Annotated in this window: 11 protein-coding genes; 8 read left to right on the forward strand and 3 right to left on the reverse strand. The window is 59.3% G+C overall.

Annotated elements, in window-relative coordinates; genetic code table 11:
- Window positions 1-71: 71 nt before the first annotated feature.
- From AC0L3L_RS01430 to AC0L3L_RS01465, 8 genes are all read left to right on the forward strand, one after another.
- Complete coding sequence (locus tag AC0L3L_RS01430; protein ID WP_473636263.1) at window positions 72-809, forward strand: hypothetical protein; 738 nt, start codon at window positions 72-74, stop codon at window positions 807-809.
- A gap of 267 nt (window positions 810-1076) precedes the next feature.
- Window positions 1077-3452: an EcoAI/FtnUII family type I restriction enzme subunit R gene (hsdR, locus tag AC0L3L_RS01435; RefSeq protein WP_473636264.1), complete on the forward strand. Its 2376-nt coding sequence runs from the start codon at window positions 1077-1079 to the stop codon at window positions 3450-3452.
- A 17-nt stretch (window positions 3453-3469) separates the two neighbouring features.
- Entirely contained in the window at window positions 3470-5035 is a 1566-nt protein-coding gene (locus tag AC0L3L_RS01440; RefSeq protein ID WP_473636265.1) for a class I SAM-dependent DNA methyltransferase, read from the forward strand.
- Window positions 5035-6279 (forward strand): restriction endonuclease subunit S, encoded by a 1245-nt coding sequence (locus AC0L3L_RS01445; protein ID WP_473636266.1) that lies wholly within the window; start codon window positions 5035-5037, stop codon window positions 6277-6279. The genes AC0L3L_RS01440 and AC0L3L_RS01445 overlap by 1 nt, the downstream gene beginning before the upstream one ends.
- A gap of 205 nt (window positions 6280-6484) precedes the next feature.
- Entirely contained in the window at window positions 6485-8584 is a 2100-nt protein-coding gene (locus AC0L3L_RS01450) for a GmrSD restriction endonuclease domain-containing protein (RefSeq protein WP_473636267.1), read from the forward strand.
- A gap of 289 nt (window positions 8585-8873) precedes the next feature.
- Window positions 8874-11531, forward strand: a complete 2658-nt coding sequence (locus AC0L3L_RS01455; RefSeq protein ID WP_473636268.1) for a PD-(D/E)XK nuclease family protein — start codon at window positions 8874-8876, stop codon at window positions 11529-11531.
- Entirely contained in the window at window positions 11528-14857 is a 3330-nt protein-coding gene (locus AC0L3L_RS01460) for a UvrD-helicase domain-containing protein (protein ID WP_473636269.1), read from the forward strand. Before AC0L3L_RS01455 ends, AC0L3L_RS01460 begins: the two co-directional genes overlap by 4 nt.
- Window positions 14858-15589: 732 nt before the next feature.
- Entirely contained in the window at window positions 15590-17686 is a 2097-nt protein-coding gene (locus AC0L3L_RS01465; protein ID WP_473636270.1) for a 3'-5' exonuclease, read from the forward strand.
- Here the strand turns inward: AC0L3L_RS01465 and AC0L3L_RS01470 are convergent.
- From AC0L3L_RS01470 to AC0L3L_RS01480, 3 genes are read right to left on the reverse strand one after another with little or no spacing between them, the layout of a single operon-like run.
- Window positions 17683-20613 (reverse strand): DEAD/DEAH box helicase, encoded by a 2931-nt coding sequence (locus tag AC0L3L_RS01470; RefSeq protein WP_473636271.1) that lies wholly within the window; start codon window positions 20611-20613, stop codon window positions 17683-17685. The two genes, AC0L3L_RS01465 and AC0L3L_RS01470, sit on opposite strands and share 4 nt — an antisense overlap.
- Window positions 20614-22032, reverse strand: coding sequence for an EH signature domain-containing protein (locus AC0L3L_RS01475; RefSeq protein WP_473636272.1), 1419 nt, complete (start codon window positions 22030-22032; stop codon window positions 20614-20616).
- Window positions 22022-22888 carry an OmpA/MotB family protein gene (locus tag AC0L3L_RS01480; RefSeq protein ID WP_473636273.1) on the reverse strand — a complete coding sequence of 289 codons (867 nt, stop codon included), beginning with the start codon at window positions 22886-22888 and terminating at the stop codon, window positions 22022-22024. The genes AC0L3L_RS01475 and AC0L3L_RS01480 overlap by 11 nt, the downstream gene beginning before the upstream one ends.
- Window positions 22889-22891 lie beyond the last annotated feature (3 nt).

Below are 22891 nucleotides of genomic sequence, written 5' to 3' on the forward strand. Positions count from 1 at the left end.
TCCTCGGCACGGATCGGAGATGGCCGGTTACCCGCAAGAGTCTCTAGCACACTACCAAGCCGAGTGAGCCGATGCCGGAAGATTACATCAGTCCCATGATCCCTACCTGGACCAACTGCCGAGCCGATATCGGTACCTACGCACACGTTCGCACGATTGAGATGTTTCTGGAGAGTGTCGCAATCCCTTCCGTCCGGGCGATCGACGATCGAATGGATCAATTGCGTGCCTCGGACGAGGTGGTTGCGAAGTTCGAACTCTCGGATATGGAAAATCTGCGTGCGGTTACGCTGAGCGCGCTTTGCCTGTCTCTTCAGTCCATGTGGGAACAGCAACTCCGCGAATATCTTAGTGCATGCGCCAACGAACTCGCAAAGGAGCCCCCAGGGAAGCTGGTCAGCAAGATCCAAAGCAAAGATTGGGAATACTTGAAGCTACAGTTCCTTGAGCTGCGGAAGGTACCATTCTCGTATTTCAAGGCACATCGCGATCTTGACCTTCTGCAGCTGCTCGGCAATTTCTGTCGTCACGGCGAAGGCCGCGCGTCGGCGACCATTCGAGCCGAATTTCAGGACTTCTGCACGAAAATCACGGCGTCACCGCCGATGCCATTTGAGGGCTCGGTCGGATCTCCCGCCCGGCTCGACATTCTTGTGAAGGTCAAAGACCTCCAACGATTTTCCGAGGCCATTGTGTCGTTCTGGACCGAAGCCGAGTGGATCTACAACAACAGCATCTCAAGGAAACACCAGAGCACGGTGAGGGCGATTCGAAAACGCGAGCGCGAGCTATTGGGCGTTGCCGAGTGATCACAGCGGCTGGCACTGCACCGGACGCCAAGGCTGCCGGTTATCAAGAATGGTTGGTCCCCCACAGCGGTCTCTGTGAGTCGGATGATTCAAGATACTTGGTGAAGAGGCGTCACGTGGCGCCAAATGCAAGAATGCGGCAGCTTTGTGCGAACCGCGGCACTCTCGGCTGTTCCAAAGTAAGGAACCGGGGAAACTGTTTGTGATACTGCTTCCTCAAGTGCTACGACGGAAGCCAGCGGTGAAATGCAGGCGGGTGGGGGTTAAGTGGGGCTAACCGAAGCGGATACCTGCCGGAAATTCGTGGTGCCCAAGCTGCAGGCTGCCGGATGGGATTCGCGCCCGCACGCAATAAACGAGCAGCGGACGTTCACCGACGGGCGCATCGTTTTCATAGCTGGAAAGGCCCGGCGAGGAAAGCAGAAGCGAGCTGACTATCTGCTGCGATATCGGTCAGATTTTCCAATAGCAGTTGTCGAGGCTAAATCCTCGTACAGGCATGCGGGAGAGGGCCTCCAGCAGGCCAAGAACTACGCCGAGATACTCGGCTTGAGATTCGCTTACTCGACAAACGGCGGTGAGATTGTCGAATTTGACTACACGACAGGCGTCGAACGCATCATTACTGAATACCCATCGCCGGATGATCTTTGGCAGCGTCTTCGCTCAGCCGAGGGCATCAGAGATGATGATACAGCCGATAAGCTGTTGAGTCCCACCTATCCCGACAAGGCCAAGCCGCTCCGGTACTATCAGGAGATCGCGGTCAACCGTTCGGTGCAGGCCGTCTTGCAAGGACGCAAGCGAACCTTGCTCACCCTCTGCACTGGAGCGGGGAAAACGGCGGTTGCCTTTCAGATATCGTGGAAGCTCTGGTCAGCGAGGTGGAACAACAAAGGCACTAGTCGGAGCCCGAAGATCCTTTTCCTTGCCGATCGCAACGTTCTCGTCGACGATCCGATGGCGAAGGATTTCAGCCCGTTCGGCGATGCGCGCGAGAAGATCGCCGGCGGACTTGCCATCAAAAGCCGCGACATCTATTTCGCCATCTATCAAGCCATCGCCCAAGACGAAAACCGTCCGGGTCTCTATCGCGAGTATCCAAGAGACTTTTTCGACCTGATCATCGTCGACGAGTGCCATCGCGGCAGCGCGCGAGATGACAGCAATTGGCGGGAGATCCTCGAATGGTTCGCGCCGGCGTATCAGATTGGAATGACCGCGACGCCCCGAAGAGAGGACAACGTCGACACTTACAACTACTTCGGCAATTCGATCTACGAATATAGCCTAGCGCAAGGGATCGCGGACGGATTCCTCGCGCCTTACCGTGTGCATCGCATCATCACCGACTACGACGCCGCCGGCTGGCGTCCGACAAAAGGGGAGTTGGATCGCTTTGGACGGGAAATTCCCGATGCCGAGTACAATACCAAGGATTTTGAACGGATCATCGCGATTCGAGCGCGGACCCAGGCCTTTGCCCGCCACCTCTCAAATTTCCTCAAAGAGACCGATCGCTTCGCCAAGACTATTGTGTTTTGCGTCGATCAGGAGCACGCGCTCGAAATGCGCCATGCGCTGGCGGAGCTCAACGCCGACCTGATCAAGGAGTATCCGGACTACGTCTGCCGCGTGACGGCCGACGAGGGTGATATCGGTAGCGCACATCGCGCCAAGTTCCAGGATGTGGAAACTCGAACTCCGGTTATCCTCACCTCTTCGCACATGCTGACGACGGGCGTGGATGCACCTACCTGTAAGAACGTGGTGCTCGCTCGGGTGGTCGGCTCGATGCCTGAGTTCAAGCAGATCATCGGACGAGGAACCCGTTTGCGTCCTGACTACGGCAAGCTCGCGTTCAACATCATCGATTACACGGGTACGGCGACAGAGAAATTTGCCGATCGAGACTTCGACGGCTATCCGGTTCGCGAGCAGGAGGAGATAATCGACGAGGGGGGCGAGGTTATCGAGGAATCCGAAACCTTCGGGCCGACGGCCGATCCGGAGGAATTGCCAGGGGAAGGTGTCGAAGCGGGCCAGTTGGACGACGAATCTGACGGCCCCCCACGCAAGTTCTATGTGGATGGCGGCGCGGTCGAGATCATACGGCACATGGTCTATGAACTCGATGCCGACGGTAAGCAACTCGGTGTTCGGCAGTTGACTGACTACACCGGTGACAAGGTTCGGACATTATACCCGAACGCATCGGAACTCCGACATGACTGGCTCGATTCCAAGCGGCGGGCGGAAATCGTCGAGAGACTGGAAGAAAAGGGTATCGATATCGATTCCCTTGCCGAGGCGGTTGGAAAGCCTGAGGCCGACCCTTTTGATCTTCTTTGCCACCTTGCCTATAACGGACCACTTCGCACCCGGCGCGAGCGCGCAGATCGGCTGAAGCGCGAGGAGAAGGACTTCTTCGACCGCTTCGCTCCCGAGGCGCAGCAAGTGCTGGACGCGCTTGTTGAAAAGTACGCCGAATTCGGCGCAGCCCAGTTCAAGGTGCCAGACATTCTGGAAGTGCCACCTTTCAATGACTGGGGAAACGTAATTGAGATCGCCTCCCGCTTCGGTGGTGGTAAACAGTTGCGAGGGGCGGTTAGCGAATTGCAACGCCTGCTCTATTCCGCGTGACTCAGGGAGAACGAAAAGTGGCGAAAACCACCCGCACGCGAGCGAAGCCCGAGCCACAGACGACAGCCCAACGGTTGGACAGCATCGTGAAGTCTGCGCGGAAGATGATGCGCAAGGACAAAGGGCTAAACGGTGATCTCGATCGTCTGCCCATGCTCACTTGGATCATGTTCCTGAAGTTCCTAGACGATATGGAGCGCCTCGAGGAGGAGCGCGCCGAAATTGCTGAGCGTGATTTCAAAGGAGCAATTGAGGCACCCTACCGTTGGAGGGACTGGGCTGCCCAGGACGACGGAATTACCGGACCCGACCTCCTATCGTTTCTTACTGGTGAGACGACAGAATTACCGGACGGATCGAGGGGTCCGGGCCTGTTTGCTTATCTGAAAAGCTTGCGGGGCGAAAACGGCCGGCGCGAGCGTCGCGACGTAGTGGCCACCGTTTTCCAGGGTCTCACGAATCGCATGGAAAGCGGCTATCTCCTGCGCGACGTGATCAACTTGGTTGATGGCATCCATTTTGACTCATCGGACGAAATCCACACCCTCGGGCGCCTCTATGAGACGTTGGTGCGGGAGATGCGCGACGCTGCCGGCGATTCCGGTGAGTTTTACACGCCTCGCTCCGTGGTGCGCTTCATGGTCGAGGTGACGGATCCACGGCTCGGTGAAATCGTCCTTGACCCGGCATGCGGTACCGGCGGGTTTCTTTCCGAGGCTTTTCAGCACCTCGAAAAGCAGGCCAACACCGTCGAGAAGCGGGAAATCCTTCAGAGCAAGAGCATCTTCGGCGGGGAGGCCAAGTCGCTGCCCTTCCTACTGGCGCAAATGAATCTGCTCCTGCATGGGCTGGAGGCGCCGCAGATTGATCCCGGCAACGCGCTGCGCTTCCGACTTGCCGAGATCGGCGAAGAGCAGCGTGTCGAGGTAATCCTCACAAATCCACCCTTTGGCGGTGAGGAGGAAACCGGCATCCTTAACAACTTCCCGGAAGATCGCCGCACGGCCGAAACGGCGCTTCTTTTCCTGCAACTCATCATGCGTAGGCTGAAGCGCGGAGGGCGAGGCCGGGCCGCTGTCGTCGTGCCGAACGGCACTTTGTTCGGCGACGGCATGTCCGCGCGGATCAAGGCCGATCTTCTGACGCAGCTCAATCTGCACACCGTGGTCCGGCTACCTGAGGGAGTGTTCGCGCCCTACACCGATATTCCCACCAACTTGATTTTTTTCGATACCACCGGCCCTACGCAGTCGATCTGGTACTACGAGCAGCCTCGACCCAAGGGACGGAAGAAATACTCGAAGACAGCTCCGATGGTGTTTGAGGAGTTCGGCGGCTGCCTCGAATGGTGGGAGAATCGGGAAGAGAACGAGCATGCTTGGCAAGTCGGCGTTAAGGACCTGATCCAACGGGACGAGCACGGCCGTGTCATCGCGTGCAATCTCGACCTGAAGAACCCGCATTCACCCGATGCCATCGATCACCGCGCGCCTGCGGAGATAGTCGACGGCATTATCGAGAAGGAAAGTCGTATCCTCACCATTATGGATGAGATCAGGGCAATGCTCGCTGAGGCGGCGTGATGGCATTCCGTGAAGTCTGCCTTGGAACCTTTCTGCGAAAATCCGAGGAGTGGATTCAGCCGAATCCCGATGAGCGCTATAAACAAATTACTGCTCGCCTATGGGGAAAGGGTCTGATCCTTCGGGCTGAAGTTGCCGGAGCGGAGATCGCGGCGGCTCGGCAGATCAGGGCAAAGACCGGTCAGTTCCTAATCTCCCGTATTGATGCGCGACACGGCGCATTTGGCCTCGTGCCTCCCGAGCTGGATGGGGCTTTAGTCAGTGGTGATTTCCCCTGTTTCGACCTCGACCATAACGTCATCAAGCCGCGTTATCTCGAATGGTTTTCCAAGACTGAAGGCTTCATCGATCTCTGCCGGCGCTCCAGCGAGGGATCGACAAATCGCGTAAGATTGAAAGAACCGAAATTTCTCCAAATGAACATTCCCCTCCCGCACGCAAGCGAGCAGCAGCGGATCGTGAAAATATTGGACAGGGTCGCGGCGCTTGCGGAGGATGCGCGCCGACTCCGTGAAGACATCAACGCCGATGTGAATGCCTTCACGTCGAGCGCGCATGAATCTTACGCGCAACCCGGTGACACCGTTCTCGGCGATTTTATCGAGCTGGCGGAAGAGCGCACCACGGTTGAACCTTGCGTCGCCTATCCGCAAGTTGGAATACGGGGGTTCGCCGGCGGCCTGTTCTTCAAGGAAGCCGTGCTGGGTTCTGAAACAAGCTACAAGGCTTTCAATCGATTGGCCTCTGGGCTTTTCGTTGCAAGTCAGCCGAAGGGCTGGGAAGGTGCGGTTGCAGTTTGTGACGGGACTCACGATGGCTGGTTCGCATCACCAGAATACCGCACTTTTCGCTGCAAGCCAGGCAAGCTGGCCCCGCCTTATCTGTCAGCGCTACTGCCCACACCATGGTTTCTGTACGAGTTGAGCAAGCTCACCCGCGGGCAAGGCGCGCGTCGTGAACGATTGCGCCCGGAGATGCTGTTGGGCATGGGTATCCGCATGCCGTCGCTTGAGAAGCAGCAAAAAGCATTGGAGGCCATCGAGAGGCTTCGTCTTATTCCAGACTCTAAGGCAAAATTCCTAGAGAGCGTCGATGCTCTTGTGCCAGCCCTGCTGCACCAACTTTTCAACGCCAGGACAGTAAGGAATGAAGGACGGAATTCGGGACAAAATACAGAGCGACTGATTCTCGGGAATTTCGGACGTCACGGTAGTCAGGTTCCTGCTCGCCGACTTGCACGATGACCTGATTGGGAAGGTTCGCCGCTTCCTCTCCTGGCCGAACTCGGCGCGGAACTCGGACCGCCTGGCCAAGGGTCCCTGGCTCGGCTGATCAAAACGCGCGACGTGTCCCGGTCAGCAGCTTGCGGGGAGGGTTCACACCGTATTCGACCGATCAGGTCAGTTTTCGAACATCGCAGCGGGGCAAAAAGGAAGATCGGGACCAAGGATGAAAGCCACGGAAGCAAAGCTCCTCGCGTTTCTCAAGAAATCGCCGCAGTTTGTCATCCCCATCTATCAGAGGACCTACTCCTGGACAGAAAGAGAGTGCCGTCAACTGTGGGATGATATTGTCCGCGCTGGTAGCGATGACGCCATATCCGTGCACTTCATCGGGTCCATTGTCTATATCGAAGCAGGTTTGTCACAGGTTTCCCATCAGGCACCACTACTTGTCATCGACGGCCAGCAGCGCCTGACCACCGTCACAATTCTACTTGCTGCGCTAGCTGAAGCGCTTGGCGACGATGAACCGATCGATGGTTTCTCTGCTCGCAAACTGCGCAACTATTATCTTCTGAATCCTGAGGAATCCGGCGATCGCCATTATAAGCTTCTCCTTTCCCAGACCGACAAGGCGACGCTCACTTCGATCGTCGGTCAGCAAGAGCTTCCCGCGGAGCGTTCACTTCGTATTGTACAGAACCGCGCGCTGTTCAAAGACCTGATTGCTGGCCGGCAGAGCCATTTGGCGGCGATCTGCAACGGGCTGGCTAAACTCGTTGTTGTCGACATTGCCCTTAGCCGCGATCAGGACAACCCGCAGCTCATATTTGAAAGCATGAACTCCACAGGCCGAGAGCTAAGCCAGGCTGATCTAATCAGAAACTTCATCCTCATGGGGCTCAAGCCCGATCTTCAAACAAGTCTCTATGAGCAGTTCTGGCGCCCGATGGAAATATCGTTCGGGCAGGAGGCATACAACACGCACTTTGACAGTTTCATGCGGCATTATTTAACGGCAAAGACGGGAGAAATTCCGCGCCTCGACGACGTTTACGAAGCGTTTAAGGGGCACGCCCGTTCGCCGAAAATTTCGGAGGCAGGTGTTGAGGCATTGGTCAAGGATATTCGAGACATTGCCAAGTTCTATTGTGCCATGGCGCTCGGCGCGGAAAACGATCTTGCCCTTAAAGTCGCATTCCATGACCTTCGGGAGTTAAAGGTCGATGTCGCCTATCCATTCCTGCTCGAATTGTACCAAGACTATGTCGGCGGGCTGTTGGCGAGGGAGGAATTCCTGGAGGCTGTAAGATTAATAGAGGCTTACGTCTTCCGTCACGCCATCTGCGCAATTCCCACCAACTCGCTCAACAAGACCTTTGCCACGTTTACCAAGGCTCTGAAAAAAGACAGGTACCTCGAAAGCATCAAGGCGCACTTCCTGCTGATGCCGTCGTATCGCCGATTCCCGAATGAAGACGAGTTCAAGCGCGATATGCAGACCCGGGATTTGTATAACTTCCGAAGCCGGAGCTATTGGCTTCGCCGCTTCGAAAACCATGGACGAAAAGAACGTGTACCGGTCGATGAATACACGATCGAACACATAATGCCTCAGAACGAAACAATGTCGGATGCATGGAAAAGCGCTCTTGGTGACGAGTGGGCGCGTATCCAACAAACGTATCTGCACACGCTCGGCAACCTGACGCTCACTGGCTACAACTCGGAATACAGCGACCGCTCATTCGATGAGAAACGAGATATGGACGGGGGATTCAAGCACAGCCCGCTCAAGGTCAACGCAGGGCTCGCAGAGCAGCAGTCGTGGAACGAGAATGCGATCAAGTCTCGCGCTGCGAAGCTTGCGGCGCAAGCAACGGATGTCTGGCGGGCGCCTGCACTGCCAGCTGACGTCCTGGAGGCCTATCAGCCGCAGGAGCCTAGAACTGCAGGGTACTCGATCGAGGACCATCCGTACCTTTTGAGCTCCTCAACGCGGGAACTCTTCGAGGCATTTCGGAAAGAGATTCTGACGCTTGATCCATGCGTGACGGAGGAATTCCTGAAGCTTTACGTGGCGTACAAGGCGGAGACGAACTTTGTTGATGTCGTTCCACAAGCAAAACAGCTTCGATTGTCCCTCAATATGAGCTTCTCGGACATCGCCGATCCGCGCGGTATTTGCAAGGATGTTTCAGGGCTCGGCCGTTGGGGAAATGGTGATGTCGAGGTCAGGTTCAACAGGATCGAAGAATTACCTTACATCGTCGGTCTGGTTCGGCAATCCCTTGAGCGGCAGCTAGGAAATGGAGGCGACGTATGAGTCAGTTGCTATTACCAATCGGAACTCGCTGAATTGAACGCGCGCGATCGAGAGACCAGTCGGGCGGCAAAATCGCCGGCGAAGGAGCGATAGACATCGAAGCAATAAGGCAGACATGAAGGGAGGTTAAGCAGCCGTCAATCTGCGCCGAGAGAAATACGGGCCCTAGCTTGGTTAGGCATCATAGCGAGCTTTCGAGTTCGAGTTCGCCGCAAAATGCCGGTCGCCCTTCCATGGATCAAATCATATGCTCAGCAATGGCTTTGGCGTTGCATCTTCGGGACGGCCAATGAAACGCCGGACCATCGTCGTCGAAGGCCCTCTCGCTTTTCGAATGCGTAGAATCGCTGCCGCGCGCCGCGGCGAAACCGGCGTGCAAATTCTCACTATGCCGCAGCTTGCCGCCCGCTTGGCAGGCGGCTTTACGCAACCTGCCCGATCCGAGGATCTCGATCCAGCCATCCGGGCTGCACTCGAAGCTGGAGGGTTTGCCGAGCTAGAAAGTATCCGGCAGCTTCCAGGTATGATCCGCGCCGTCGCACGGACGCTCTCCAAAATCTGGCAGGCCGACCTTTCGCTGCCGATAAGCGATGATCGCAGCGCCCGACTGGCGGATATTGCCGAGATCGAGCAGCGCGTCCGCGCAAACCTGCCCAGAGGCGTGCTGACGCCGCGCGACCTTCGCGACGCTGCGCTGAAGCGCCTCGTCCATGCGGCGGCCGCGCTAGGGTCGGTGGAGCTTGACCGCGTCGTCAGCGTCGCCCCGGTCTGGCACCCTCTGCTTGAGGCCCTCAATGAGATGGTGCCCCTCTCCTGGCACAGTCCCGGCACCACGGACGTCAGCTGGTTCCCGGGCGAGATCACTACTGACCAGCCCCCAACAGCCGCCGCCATCGAGATGGTATCCTGCGCCAATCCTGCTGCTGAAGTTGTGGAAGCGCTACGCTGGATGCGCGAACTCATCGCATCCGGACGGGCGAGACCTGAAGAAATTGCGATCTGCGCCACCTCGACGGGGGAATGGGACGCGCACTTTCTCGTCCTGGCAGCGGACGCCGACCTGCCGCTGCATTTCTCGCACGGTGTGCCGGGCCTCGCGTCGCGCGAAGGCCAGGCTTGCGGAGCACTTGCCGACGTTCTGCTGAATGGCCTCAGCCAAGATCGCCTGCGCCGGCTCTTTAGTCACGCCGCAGGCCGGAGCCGCGCCTTGCAAAACTTGCCGCTTAACTGGGCGCTTGGATTGCAACCTGGTGCCGCTCTCTTTGAACTCGATCAATGGCTTCGCGCGCTAGACGAAGCGCGCCGGCTTCGAACCGACGGCATCGATCCCAGGCCGATCCTGACGCCCGTCCTCGAAATGCTGGCCAACGGCCCGGCCGCGGCGGATCAGGCTGGCTTGATGCTGCTGGAAACCTCCGCTCGTGCGCTCTGGAGCGAAGCACTGCGGCGCGCGCCTGCCAAGGCGCTGGAGTTCTCGCTGCAGGAGCTTCGCTTGCCCGACGGCCGCGACCCGGGCGCCTGTGCCGTGTGGTGTCCGGCGAGTCATCTCGCCGCGGCACCTCGCCGGTGGGTACGGCTGCTCGGCATGACCACACGCTCATGGCCGCGCCGCGCTGCGGAAGATCCGCTGATCCCAAGCCATGTTTTGTCCCATGGTATACTTGATCCCGATCCTGTCACCGCGCAGGACCGACGTGCGTTCCAGGTAATCACTGCCCAGGCGTCTGGTGGCTGCATCCTATCGAGAAGCCGCCGGAATGCCCAAGGCGGCCTCCTCGCGGCCAGTCCGCTCGCACCGCAAGGGGCCGATGTTCAAGGGCTCAAGCGGGCGCGAATCCCGACGCACGCGTTCAGCGAGGCCGATCGTCTGCTCGCCCGGCCGGACGAGGCCGTGGGCTCGCCGGCGCTGGCGGCGGCTAATGCGTGCTGGCGCGACTGGCGAAGTCCCGCGATCACCGCGCATGATGGTCGGACGAGGGCCGATCATCCAGTCATCGCACGCGCCATCGATGCGGTTCAGTCCGCGACGTCGCTGCGGCTGATGCTCCGCGACCCGCTCGCATTCCTGTGGCGCTATGCATTGGGCTGGCGGTCGGTCCTCGAAGACGATCAGCCGCTGACACTCGATGCGCGTGCCTATGGCGATCTCGTGCATGAGCTCCTCAAGCGGACCGTCGATACGCTTGAGCCCAGTCCAGGCTATTCCCGCGCAGCGCGGCACGAGATCGAGACCGCCTTGGCAGAGGCGGCGACGACGGTCAGTGCGGAGTGGCCGCTAAAGCGATCCGTGCCGCCGTTGCTGCTGTGGCGGCACACCCTGGACGCTGCTGCCCAACTTGCGATCAAAGCCTTGACGCTCGACGAGACGTTCCAACCGGGCACCCGCAGCTGGACTGAGCTGGCGTTCGGCCGTCCCGACGAAGCAGTTGCAACGACGGGCTATCTTCCCTGGGATCCGACCGCGCCGGTTGAAATCACCGGAACCACTGTTCGGGTCAAAGGCAGCATCGACCGGCTCGATATTACCGCCACAGGAAACGCCGTTCGCGTCTCGGATTACAAGACGGGTGCAGAGCCAAAGAAGGCCGATCAGATCGTGCTCGGGGGCGGCGCCGAGCTCCAGCGCGTCATCTATGCGCTGGCGGTGCGCCAACTCGTGCCGGACAACCCGCGCGTCGTCGCCCGTCTCATCTATCTCGGCGGCGGCGAGCCGCGGGTCTATAAGCTGCCCGACGTCGATCAGGCCATCGCGGAAATCGCAGACCATGTGACGGCGGCCAGCGTCCTTTTGCGGCAGGGCAGGGCTTTGCCCGGACCGGACGCGCGCGAGAACTGGAACGACTTCCGGCTGGCGCTTCCGGCATCGCCGACAGCGTACTTTCAGATCAAACAGGCGGCGCTGAGCCGCGCCTTCGACGATTTTGCGCGCGTCTGGAGTTGCCGATGATCCAACTGGCAGACAGGTCCGCGCGCCGGCGGGCTCTGACCGATCTTGACTCGACTTTGCTCGTCGAAGCGGCGGCTGGCACCGGCAAGACCGCCCTGATGGCGGGGCGCGTGACGATGCTGCTTGCACGCGGCGCTCAACCCGGTGAGATCGCGGCCATCACTTTTACTGAGTTGGCGGCCAGCGAGCTGTCGGTGCGCGTCCATCGCTACGTCAACGAACTGTTGGCCAAACGCGTGCCGGTCCCATTGCGGGAAGCCCTGCCCAAAGGCCTCGACGCACCTCAGCGGCATGCAATGTCCGCCGCCGCTGCCAAACTTGACGAACTTACGACCGCAACGATTCACGCCTTCTGCCAGACCATCATCTCAAACTACGCGGTCGAGGCTGATATTGATCCAGGCGCGCAGATGCTCGATGCAGTCCAGGCCGCCGCTGCGTTTGACTCCATATTCGAGCAATGGCTCAAACGGCGGCTCAACAGTCCGGAGCGGCCAAGCGATCCGATCGCAGTCTTGTCGCGCCAAGATCCCCGCCGCGTTGTCTCCACCCTTCAGGAACTGGCGCGCTTTCGTCTCAAGCATCGTGATGCGAGGGCGCTGCCCGCCGACCTTACCGGCCGTCCGGACATAGACCTGGTCGAGGCGGTCGCGGATTTCCGGCGCTGGATAGCCGCTCAACCCGTTGAGCCCAAAACGCTCGAGCTGCTGGGTGAGCTAGAGACGCTGGCAAACTTTTACGCCGGCAGCTTTGAGACGCCGCCCGATTTTCCCCGGCTCTGGGCGCTCGCCCATCCGATACGACTTTCCTGCATGCGGAAGAACACATTCGATCTAATCAGGCCAAGACGGAAATCGGCCTGGGAAAAGGTCGCCGGCAAGGATCTGGGTAGCCAGCTCAGTGAGGAGGCGGGCCAATACTTCGACCAAGTCGACCACTGCTACCGGGTGGTGCTCGGCCGCATTGCCACGGCACTTGTGGCAGGGCTATCCGATGAACTCGACGAGGTGCTTAACGAATACGCTGACTTCAAACGCGCCGCGGCCGTCCTTGATTTCGACGATCTTCTGGAGCGGGCGCGGGCCCTTGTCCGCGACCACGAGCCCGTGCGCCGCGCTCTCGGGACCCGCTACCGGCATATCTTCGTGGACGAGTTCCAGGACACCGATCCCATCCAGTCCGAAATCCTGTTTCTGATCGCTGCAGAGCACCGCACTCCGCAATGGCAGGACAGCGTCTTGAGGCCTGGGGCGCTCTTCATGGTCGGCGACCCGAAACAGGCCATTTACCGGTTCCGCGGCGCCGATGTCGGATCTTATGCGCAGGCGCGTGCCGCAATCGAACGGCGGTGGCCGGACAACATCATCCAGATCACCGCAAATTTCCGCTCCCGGCCGGACATCCTTACCCATGTCAACCGCTGTTTCGACACGCCACTTTCTGGTGTCGGGCAACCTGGCTATGTGGCGCTCACGGCGACCATCGAGCCCCCCACCCACGATCTTCCGTGTGCGGCCAGGATCACCGTCGACGTGCCGCCCAATTCGCGATCAGAGCACATCCGTGATGCCGAGGCAGAAGCCGTCGCTGAACTCTGCATGCGCCTCATCGGCAATCTGCACGTTCGCGACGACGACGGCGTGATGGTTCCGCTCACCGCCGGCGGAATAGCCCTGCTTGCACCGACAGGCACCGAACTCTGGCGCTATGAACGCGCGCTGGAACAACGAGGCCTGCCGATCGCGTCCCAAGCCGGCAAGGGCCTGTTCCGACGTCAGGAGGTGCAGGATATGCTCGCCCTGGCTCGCGTGCTCGCCGACGATGGCGACACCCTAGCCTTTGGCGCGCTGATGCGAGGCCCGCTTGTCGGGCTGACCGAGGAAGAGCTTCTCGATATCACCGCGGCTTTGTCCCAAAATCCCGATCGTCCGCACGCGATCCCGCGATTCTCGCTGTTGACCGAGCTGAGTGACCTCACGCATCCGATTGCGCGTCGGGCACTTTCGATCCTGCAAGACCTGAGATGGAAATCGAGAATGACGACACCAGCGCTGCTGCTCGCCGAAGCAGCCGAGCGGCTGGCTGTTCGACCGATTCTTGCCGCGCGCGAAGGTGATCGCAGCGCCCGCGCGGCTGCGAACGTAGAAACCTTTCTCGAACGGGCGCGGCCTTACGGCGTCACCGGTCTCAAGCGGTTCGTCCGTGACATCACCAGGGATTGGAATCAGGGGGTTCCGTCCAACGAGGGCCGGGTTGATGCCGAAGGCGACGCCATCGAGATCATCACCATCCACAGCGCGAAGGGGCTGGAATGGCCGGTGGTGATTCCGGTCAACACAGCCACCTTGCTCCGCTCGCGCGAGCCGTTCGTACATCGCGCGTCCGATAACACGCTGCACTGGGTCATCGGCGACGTCGTCCCGCCCGATCTTTTGCTGGCGCTCGCGTCCGATGATGAGAGCCTTACCCGTGAACGCGAGCGCCTTTGGTATGTTGCATGTACTCGCGCTCGCGAGCTCCTCGTCGTCCCGGAGCTGCCGCAGGCGGAGCAAAGGTCCTGGGCGCGGATCGTCGACTTGGCGCACCAGGACCTGCCGCTGCTAGACCTATCGCGTTTCGATCGGGCACCGCGCCCTGCCGCGGCCGATCTGCCAAACGGACAGACGCGGGACATCTTCGAGACAGAGCGCGCCGCCATCGCCGCTGCCGCCGTCCCGCTCACGTGGCTTCAGCCGAGCAACCAGGATCCCGAACGCGTTCCTATTATCGAGGCGATCGCGATCGACTCCGGCGACGCTCCGGAGACGGAACTGCCGATCGGCGCAGGACGAGTCCGGGGCCTTATCCTGCACAAGCTCATGGAAGAGGTCCTGACCGGCGAACTTGATGAAGACCTCGTCGGGTTCGCCAATCGCGCCCAGGAGCTTATCGCAGAGTTGGTGGTCGATCGCGCAGGCGAGGCCGGTCTTCCCGAAGCCGAGGAAATCGCCTCGACCGCCTGGCGAACTCTGCATCTTCCGGAGATCGCTGCCCTGCGACCGCGTCTCGTTCCAGAATGGCCGATCTACGCCCTGCTCGCCGATGCAAGCGAACCCACAGCGCTTGCCGGACGAATTGATGTTGTCGCATTAGACAACGGTCGCGCCGTGGTTGTTCTCGATTGGAAAAGCGACATCGCGCCGTCGGAGGAGGACATGCGAATTCACGCGGGGCAACTCGAGGACTACTTGAGAACAACCGGCGCGAGCCGCGGCGCGTTGGTCTATATGACCCCTGGCACGGTGCGGTGGGTGGAGCGTGGTGGCCGCGCCGATTGGAACGCATGACGTCATCAAATTCACGCATTTTACGCAATGGCAGACTTCCCGGCTCAATTGCCTTCTCTAGGCCGACATTCCCGGCCAACCAGCTCTGTCGTTGTCCAGGGTGTTCGTGGCCGCAGTTGAACCTATTCCGCTGGTCGAAGATAAATGACAAACCGAACCTCTCCCGAAGCCGAGCAATGGTTCCCGGGACCACCATCGTCTTTGATCAAGTATGTTCTGATTGTCACCAACGCCTTGGCAAATTCCACCCCTCCGTATTGCCAGAATCCAGAGGCCGACAATACTTCGTCCTTGTGGAAATCTCCGGAATTGGCGGATTGACCATAAAGAATCATAGAGTGATGACTGGCCAGCACAATCCGGGCGGCGGCTTCATGTTCAATGGCAGTGGAACCAATTTGAACGACGTGAAATCAAACTCTGCAAAGATGCTCACTTGTCCGAGGCAACTCCCGCCATGGGCCGGGGGCGATCAGTTGCGGATACCAATCCTACGTCGTGTCGTGCTTATATCTGGGGGCAGCGGCGCCTTAATCGCGGTTCCCGTTTTCGCGTTTCCGCCGCCGGGTGATGATTTGACGCGTTCAGTGCAGGGAGTCTCCAGATCACGTGAGACGTTGCGGAGATAGCGGACTGGGCCAGTAGTGTATTTTCGGCGAGGGCGAAGGTGCCCGCCGGCTTGCCTCGTGAGCGATATCAGTGTGAGATCGCCGCTCCTTCGCAAAGGCAACCATGACCACCATTCTCTCCGCCGAATTCCAATCCGCGCTCGCTCGCCTTACCAACGAGGAGCAGAAGCAAGCACGCCTGACGGCCTACGAGCTGTTGACCGAGCCGGATCGGCCTAGCCTGCAGATGCATCGTATCGACAAGTCGCGCGATCCCAATTTCTGGTCAGTGCGTGTCAATCGCGACGTGCGGATCATCGTCCATAAGACAGGCGGCAGCCTGATGCTCATGCATGTTGCCCACCACGACGCCGCCTACAAATGGGCGGAGCGAAAGGTGATCGACGCGCATCCGACAACGGGCGCGATCCAGATCCGCGAGGTGCGCGAGCTCGTCACCGAGATCATCGTGCCACGCCCGGCAGCTCATGCGGTGCTGCCGCTGGAGGTACCTGACAAGGCACCGCCGCCGTTGTTGTTCAATCGTTTGAGCGACGATGAGCTGCTTTCGATTGGCGTACCCCCCGATTGGCTGGCCGACGTGCGCGCCGCGGACGAGGATCGTTTCTACGCGCTCGCATCCTACCTTCCGCAGGAGGCGGCGGAAGGCCTGCTGAACTACGCCGCGACCGGCGTGCTTACTCCGGCCGCAGAGCCGGTCGCCGATCCGCTTGCGCATCCCGACACGCTGCGCCGCTTCCGTGTGCTCGACGGTCTGGAGGAGCTCAAGGCGGCGCTGGATGCACCTTTCGAACGTTGGGCCGTTTTTCTCCACCCGAGCCAGCGTGGTGTCGTCGGGCGCAACTATTCCGGGCCGGCGCGGGTCGCGGGTTCCGCCGGCACCGGCAAGACCGTGGTCGCGCTGCACCGGGTTGTCCGCATTCTGCGCGAGAACCCTGAGGCCAAGGTTCTGCTCACTACTTTTTCCGATCCGCTGGCGCGCAACCTTTCGGCCAAGCTGCGGCTGCTCTGCGGCGAAGGCTCGACATTGCCGCAACGGGTCACGATCGCCTCGTTCGACGAAATCGCGAGGGAGTTGCTGGCGCAGGCGACCGGAAGGGAGCCTCGCCTGGCAAACGCGGAGGTGGTCCGGTCCATGCTGGCGAAAGCGGCCGACGAAGCCAGCGTCCATGAGGTCACTCCGCAGTTTCTCAATTCGGAGTGGACACACGTCATCGATGCCTGGCAGATCTCCGATGCGGAAGCATATGCCTCCGTGCCCCGGATGGGCCGCAAGAACAGGCTTGGCCCAAAGCAGCGCGAACGTCTCTGGACCGTGTTCGGCCCGATGCGGCAGCGGCTTGCGGCCAGCGGGCTGATGACGAAGGCCGGAGTGTTCGCGGCGACGACGGAGCATTTCGGCGCGCAACAGAACAAGCCTTTCAGCCACATCGTCGTGGATGAGGCGCAGGACCTCGGTGTTGCCGAGCTTCGTTTCCTTGCAGTCATTGCACCGGACAAGCCGGATGCACTTTTCTTTGCCGGTGATCTGGGCCAGCGCATTTTTCAGCAGCCCTTCTCCTGGAAAGGGCTCGGTGTCGACGTGCGCGGACGCTCCGCGACACTGAAGGTAAACTACCGCACCTCGCATCAGATCCGCCGCGCTGCGGATCGCCTGCTGCCGGGCAAGGTCCGCGACGTCGACGGAAACGAAGACATACCGGCCGGCACGATCTCGGTTTTCGAAGGACCTGAACCGATCGTCTCGATCGAAAAAGACGAAGCCACGGAGATCGCGGCTATCGGAAAATTCTTGAAATCGGCGCTGGCAGACGGGTTCAGGCCAAGTGAAATCGGTCTGTTCGTTCGCTCGGAAGAACAGCTTGATCGAGCCCGGTCGGCCGCGCGCGTTGCGGGGCTTCCTATGCGGACCTTCATTGATCAACGCAATGAAGATGACGCAAGCGCATTGGTCGGAATAATGCACCTGGCAAAGGGACTGGAGTTTCGTCTCGTGGTGTTGATGGCATGCGACGAGAACGTTCTTCCTCTCGAAGAGCGGGTGGCGGACGTGGCTGACGATTTCGAGCTAGACGAGGTCATCGCCACGGAACGGCAGTTGTTCTACGTGGCTGCGACCCGAGCACGAGATCGACTGGTCATTTCAGCGATCGCACCCGGGTCCGAGTTTATCGAGGATTTCGCAGGACGGGACAGTTAGCCGACAGTGGCCGAGAACAGGTCGTCGATATCGGCGTCCCATACCGGCGGTACCAGCATGTCCCGCGACAGAGCGCGCTTCCGCTCCAGTAATGCGTTGAGTTTAACATCGAAGGAGCTGTCACCGAACACGGGATGTCGTGCAATCGGCAGGTGTACAGTCACGGCTTTCTCTTGGCCAATGCGGAAGGCCCGATCGTTGCACTGGTCTTCCACCGCTGGATTCCACCACCTGCTTAGATGGATGACATGATTGGCCGCGGTTATCGTCAACCCGATTCCGGCGGCCTTGGGTGACAAAATGAGCAGGCCGAAGCCTGGCTTTGAAGCTTGGAACCGGTCCACAACGGCCTGACGCTTGTCGCCGTCGAGGCTTCCATTGATGATCGGAGGTATTGACGGCATGTTGAATTCTTCGGCCACGACGGCCGCAAACGTCGCCTGCACGGCACGATCTTCGATGAAGACCAGCGCCTTCTCATTGTTCGCTTGAATTCGCCGCAGGATCTCCATTGTCATTGTCACCCGCGCCGATGCATCGATCCATTCCCTTCGGGCGGCAGGGTCCGTGACATCAATGTCGCCGCCGCCGTTCGGATGCAGCGATATGCCCCGCAGATCGTGGATGGTCTTCAACATGTCGTTCTTACTGCTGCGTTGTTGTTGCGCCGCACGGACGACCGCTTCATATGCCTCGGCTTGCCGACGGGGCATTTCGGAAGGCTGATGATCGAAGGCCCTATCGGGAAGGCCCGGCAGATGGTCGACCTTCATTCGCCGAAGCATTACTGGAGGTCGCTTTCCCACCCATTGGTCCAGCCTCTGCTTTAGGTCTTTGAGAGCGTCGGTATCTTCGCCACCATATGTCTTCGAGAAAGCCTTCAGGCCACCTAGGTAGCCAGGCGACACACGATCCATGATACACCAGAGATCTTCGATACGGTTCTCAATCGGCGTACCAGTGAGCCCGATAACGAAGTTGGCGTTCAGCGTTTTGGCGGAATGGGTGTTGATCGTATCGGGCGCCTTGATCTTCTGCATCTCGTCGAAGATGACGATTGAATAGGAAATGCGTGCGAACGCCCGATGGTACGTCGCGAGGGTCTCGTAGGTTGTGAGTATCCAATCTGCTGATCGCAAAGCGTGGACATCGAGTGCATCCTCAGGCGTCCAATCTCGCTCCACTAGTATCTTCAGCGATTTCAGACGTGAACCAAATGCCTCAAGGCAGTCGCCAAGAGCGTCGCCGATCAGGTGCGTGTCGGCCTCCTTCCTCCAGTTCCGAAGAAGGGCGGTTGGAGCGACGATCAGGATCGGGCCGGCGATGTCCCGCGTCGATCCCGCGATTGCCGCGCGGTTTGCCCTGAACCAGGTCAGGAATGCAAGCGCCTGCAGCGTTTTTCCGAGGCCCATATCGTCGGCTAGCAAGACTCCGGGAAAACCTTCAGCCCACGCCTTGACGAGCCATTGGAAGCCACGCTGTTGATGCTCCTTCGGCTGAGTGGAAACCACATCGGACGGAAAAACCAGCGGCAATTCCATCCGGCGCTGCTGAGTAAGGGCGTCCTTCGCTTCTTCGATGTGATCGTCAATTAGCAGTACCTGATGGTCGTCTTCGGGCCTTTCCCGAGGACGATCGGCCGACTCGGCTTCGTATAGCGCGCTATCTTCACCGAATTGCCCGCGCAGGCTGTCGAGCGCCGCTTCCACATCGGGCCTGGGATAGTCCACGCCGCGAAAAGACACCATCGAAGCGTCGCCTTCCGAAGCTCGTTCGGCGGCGAGCGCAAGGTCGTCAATTCCCTGCTCGTCCACCTCCACAGACGCCTGGCCAATGCGGATCACGAATCCCTCCGGCAGCCATCCGCTGCTTTTTCGCGCCAGCCACGTCAGCTTGGGCTTCTCCCACAGCCCCAAGCCTCGGACCCGCTCCGAATACTGATGGGTTTCGACAAAAATAGTGCCGGCCATCTCCCCAAGTTCTTGGAGTGCACTGCAGAGGTAGGTCCGTGGGTTCTTCAGAAAATCACGGCGCTCCGCCTCGTGGGCGGTCCTCATGTGTTTAACGACGTCAAGTGCTCCCCGAAGGTCTGGCTCCAAGACGAGATATGTGTTGCGACCAAGAGGATAAGCCGGCCTGGTCGGCAGGTTGTCGGCGCGAAACGCCTTTGCGAACGCCAGATGGTCCTGCTGCTTGAGGAGTGCATCTTTCTCACTATCGCGCAGGTCCGCGTCAATCTCCTCCGACTCAGGAGTGTCGTCCAGCAGGCTTCGACGCTTGCTCACGCCCATCAGGATTGGGTCGAAGGTCGGGCCCCCGACAGCCTCGCGTACATCGAGGCCGAACGCGCCCGCCTGATGAATGCGCAGGCTCGTTAGCAGCCGGTCGGACTGCACCCTACCATCTGTCAAGTTTCCCAGCAGTTCCTGCACGGGGCGCCAATGCGGAATGCGGTCGATCTCCCCATTGGTCTTGTTGTAGGCCTCGACCGCTCTTAGGAGATTATAGCTTGACCCAGTCAGACGCCCTCGGCCGTTGGCAGTCTCTATTATAACGCCCTTAATCCTCGGGTTGAGCCGCCGGGATAGAGGATCCTCCCAGAGGATCCTAATATGACCGTCGGGCGACTCCACTCTGCCAGACAATTCGAGGCGGATCACAACGCCGGCGACTTCGGGTAGTCCCGCGCGCATCAGCACAGCGCCCGGCAATGCCAGCAAACCTTCGTTGGGTATCGTTAGGGTGATTCCATCCGTCGCCAACTCTGTATCGATCAGAGCAGTCAGTTGCCGGACCGTGGCTTGCAGCTCCTGTGGTGCTTCGCCCCAATGATCGAGCGGGACGAGTCGTTTACCCAAGAGGCGTGTCTCTGCGAGCGTTATCGTGCTTTCAGCAGGGCCGGACTCGCAAACGAATGCGAAGGACATCTATCGTAGCCTGTAAACGGATTCGGGAATGCGCATTCCAGTGATCGAACCTAACCTTCCAGCTATCTTTTGCTGCCAGGAGTGGTTCTCGGAGCCCCCATGCCCCCAACTAAGTTCCTTCGCAGTCTCATGGTGGCCCTGACCGGTGAAAATCTGAACTTCGTTTGAACCGTACTGGCGTTCATAAAGCTTAGGTGCGCCGCGTTGCCCCGCCGACGTCCATACGTGGCATTTGCCGTTATGGTTCCAGTCCGCGACGAGGCAATCACCCACGCGAAAGAGGAGAACGGCATGATCGCTATGGACGTTCTTTCCAGCCGTATGAAGCGTAGCGAACTCTGCATTCTTGAAGGCATTGCGTGCCACTCGTTTGCCGTTCGGCCCAAATGCCACCCAAGCCTCAACTGAGAACCCGTTGCGACAATAAAATTCGTACACGCCTTCCCAGAAAGCTCTGCGATACTTCCACATTCGCTTGGCATCCCGATCGATTGTGGTGTCATCGACCACATCCAAGAATTGCCGCAGCGACTGCCGGGTCAGCCAGCCTGTTACAATTTCCTTATGCGGTAGTCCGACCCAGTTGCCCTGACGGAGTCGAGGATCACCGAAGGCCTTTACGATCACGCGAAGATATTCGTCCTGTGTCGGTTCATCTGGAGACCGGTTCGCGAATGGTCGCAGCAGGGCATCGACGATCTCGTATCTCTGACTCTCGAATAGCGAAAGCCCATCGGCCTTAAGCGCGAATCGCTTGACTTTCTCGAGCCTGGCCACGTGGTTTCGTTCGGCGCCTTCGGCCAGCTCGATCAGGAGGGCATTAACCACAGCCTTTGTGAAATCGCCTTCCGCGTTCATTGCGCCAAGGCCAGCGTCGCTCAAGATTTCGGCCGGAGAGCGATTGCTGGCATGCACCTCCAGCGCCAGCCGTCGTGGGCCATCGGCGAGATCGAAAATGGAATAGGCGTTGTGGAGAAATCCCCAAACCCCATTCCACTTCCGCGCCAGGCTGGAGAGCACAGCGGCTACCGCACCACGCCCAGCCTGCTGCTCGCCGTAGGCGGACATGAAGGCGGTGGCCAATGTCCGGAATGGCCGCGCACTCGTGGCATCAGAGATGATGCGAAGCAGCCGCTCCAGAAGTCCAGCATCCTCGGCCAGCGCCGGCCGCGTTTTCCACAGGCACCAAGGCGCCTCTCGCAGCTGTTTTCGCGACAGTTGCCCACCGGACGCGAGCCGAACAGCGATTTCTCGCGCCATGACGTTCAGGTCAACGGCGCTTGGTGTGCGTATGGTCTCCGGCAATGCCTGGAGCGATTGAAATACTTTGGCTGTCGTTGGGACTTCAGGCAGCCGGGCAAGCGGCAGATTCCCAACCGCCTCTGCCGCCAGGCATGCGAGCTTAAAGTTAGTGGACACCGACGTCGTCCAGGGACTTTTGCAGGAACTGAAGCTGGTCCTGCATGGTGTCGGTCAGTTCAAGCACGTCACGTAGCCGGTCAAGATTGTTGGCGTCCATGACGAAGCGCAAGTCGATTCTGCGCTGCCTTTGGAAATCATCGACGCTGACGTCAGGGATGGGGCGGGTCGACGAATAGCCGGCCACCGACAGCACTTCGGTCCCGGCAAGGTTCGATAGTGTCCTGAGCATTGGCTCAGCATCAGTAATTCCTCGAAACGTGTTTACGGCCCTAGCCGTCGACAGTTGCCAGTTGGTCACGTCAACCCCGGTTCGATCGGTATGCCCCTCAACGAACACCGTTTCCACATGCGCCGGCAGGCCGGCGCCAGTCTTGGTATATTTTGGAAGGACATCGGCAAGGACCTTCGCTAGGATTGCCACTTTTGCGGATGCTGTGGCATCCAGTTCGGCGCTGTCGACCGGAAAGTTAATCGCGTTATCACCCAGCCTGACGACGCCGCTTACCGGATCAATGGTGACGATCAGCCCTTGATCCTTCAGCTTACTCTGAATTTCTTCCAACAAAGCGGCCCGCACACGGTCAGCAGCACTGATCGAATCGATCTCAGAGCGCACGTCCTTCTGGATTTCTTCGAGCTTTGCAGTCACCGACGCAGCAGCGGCGGCGGCGGCCTCCAACTTCCTGATATGATCCTCCGATGTTTCAGTCTGCTGCCTGAAATTGAGTGCAAACACCATCAGCAGGATTATGAAGATAAAGAGGATGCCAACCATCATGTCGGTCATCGAGATGAAATAGTTCTCGTCCTCTTCGGCGTGGACTTCCGCCTGATGAAAACTCAAGTCACTCATTGG

Source organism: Mesorhizobium sp. WSM4849, assembly GCF_055811385.1.

Bases quoted from the DNA above. Each gene is read 5' to 3' on its own strand.
- AC0L3L_RS01465 (WP_473636270.1), top strand. From the start codon at position 15,590: ATGACCACCATTCTCTCCGCCGAATTCCAATCCGCGCTCGCTCGCCTT.
- AC0L3L_RS01480 (WP_473636273.1), bottom strand. From the start codon at position 22,888: ATGAGTGACTTGAGTTTTCATCAGGCGGAAGTCCACGCCGAAGAGGAC.
- AC0L3L_RS01455 (WP_473636268.1), top strand. From the start codon at position 8,874: ATGAAACGCCGGACCATCGTCGTCGAAGGCCCTCTCGCTTTTCGAATG.
- AC0L3L_RS01470 (WP_473636271.1), bottom strand. From the start codon at position 20,613: ATGTCCTTCGCATTCGTTTGCGAGTCCGGCCCTGCTGAAAGCACGATA.
- AC0L3L_RS01450 (WP_473636267.1), top strand. From the start codon at position 6,485: ATGAAAGCCACGGAAGCAAAGCTCCTCGCGTTTCTCAAGAAATCGCCG.
- AC0L3L_RS01445 (WP_473636266.1), top strand. From the start codon at position 5,035: ATGGCATTCCGTGAAGTCTGCCTTGGAACCTTTCTGCGAAAATCCGAG.
- AC0L3L_RS01430 (WP_473636263.1), top strand. From the start codon at position 72: ATGCCGGAAGATTACATCAGTCCCATGATCCCTACCTGGACCAACTGC.
- AC0L3L_RS01460 (WP_473636269.1), top strand. From the start codon at position 11,528: ATGATCCAACTGGCAGACAGGTCCGCGCGCCGGCGGGCTCTGACCGAT.